General features: G+C 62.5%; 2 protein-coding genes. Both read right to left on the reverse strand.

Annotation, left to right across the window (positions count from 1 at the left end; genetic code table 11):
• Positions 1-327 (reverse strand): hypothetical protein (locus EOA85_RS34880; RefSeq protein WP_164760117.1); only part of this gene is annotated, 327 nt, incomplete at its 3' end.
• Positions 328-379: 52 nt separating this feature from the next.
• Positions 380-1,604, reverse strand: a 1,225-nt coding sequence (locus EOA85_RS34885) for a helicase-related protein (protein WP_206523462.1), incomplete at its 5' end; no start/stop codon positions are given.

Here is a 1,604-nt window from a genome sequence, read left to right on the forward strand (position 1 = left end):
CCTTAGGGGGCCACCGCCTGTTCCATACTCCTCGTTCAGGTCGAGCAGAAAGTGCCCGAACACCATGCTTCTATCGAGATCGACAACGATGACAAGAAGGGTATTGAAGCGGCCGGTGCCTATCAGCACCTGATCGAACCGGTTTCGCGCGTCCCGATAGACGTGGCGAACGTCGTTCAAATAGGGCAGACCGATCTTATCCAGATCTAGCGCGTCGACATACGGCCATATGTCCATGGCAGCCTGCGCCGTGGCGGTGACGTCCGCCATAGGCTCTGCAAAGCAAGCCTTGAACTCGTCTTCCCGAAGTCTGCGAATGGCGACCATCACGCACTCTAGATGTTGGTCGAGAATGTCCGCAATCGACCTTGTTACCCGTTCACCGTCCCGGCCGCCCGGTCTTGCCGGGCCGGCGCTTTTCACGGCGGGCGTCGGCTGGATCTTCGTATGAGCCGATGCCGGCACGTTCGCGCTTGACTGGCTTGTCACCCTCAACAGGTTTTTCAGTCCGCCGCACCGTCATCTCGTCCAGCGAGTTCTTCTTGAACAGCGGCTTGGTCGGCTCGCCGGGGATGCCGAAATCGGAACCGTGCGCCTCCTCGGCCGACTGTTTTTTGAACAGCGAGCGCGATACCGCGCCAGCGGGGGTCGGCATGTCGGTGCCCGGGCCCATGGCGTCGAGCGAAGGCTTTGCGAAGAGCGGCTTCTTGACCGGCACCGCACCGTCGGCGCCCATCTCGTCGAGATGCGGCTTGCGGAAGAGACTCTTGCCGTCATTGTCGACCGTGCGGTGGATGGCGCGGCCTTTGTTGTGCTTGCCCTTTTCGCGGCCCGAGACCGGGCTTTCCATGTCGGCATATTTGGCCAGCGGATCGTCGGAGATGGACAGCTCCATCTCGCGCAGCCGCTTGATCTCGTCGCGGATGCGGGCCGCCTTCTCGAAGTCGAGGTTGGCAGCGGCGTCACGCATCTGCTTGTCCATCGCGTCGAGATGGGCTTTCAGATTGTTGCCCATCATCGCGCCGGCGCTATCGGTGAACTGCGAGATGTCGGCGCGGACGTGGTCCTTTTCGTAGACCGAGTCCAGGATGTCGGAGATGCGCGACTTGACCGATTCCGGGGTGATGCCGTTGGCCGCGTTCCACTCCATCTGCTTCTCGCGACGGCGGTTGGTCTCGGCCATCGCCCGTTCCATCGAGCCGGTGACCTGGTCGGCGTAGAGGATGACCTTGCCGTCGACATTGCGCGCGGCGCGGCCGATGGTCTGGATCAGCGACGTTTCGGAGCGCAGGAAGCCCTCCTTGTCTGCATCGAGAATGGCAACGAAGCCGCATTCGGGGATGTCGAGGCCTTCGCGCAAAAGGTTGATGCCGACCAGCACGTCGAAGGCGCCGAGACGCAGATCGCGCAGGATCTCGATGCGCTCCAGCGTGTCGATGTCGGAGTGCATGTAGCGGACGCGAATGCCCTGCTCGTGCAAATATTCGGTCAGGTCCTCGGCCATGCGCTTGGTCAGCACGGTGACCAGCGTGCGGTAGCCGGCCTTGGTGGTCTCGCGGCTTTCGCCGACGACATCGTCGACCTGGGTCTTGGCCGGGCGCCCC

It is taken from the genome of Mesorhizobium sp. M5C.F.Ca.IN.020.29.1.1, assembly GCF_003997375.1.
In the GTDB taxonomy this organism is placed as follows: Bacteria; Pseudomonadota; Alphaproteobacteria; order Rhizobiales; family Rhizobiaceae; genus Mesorhizobium; species Mesorhizobium wenxiniae.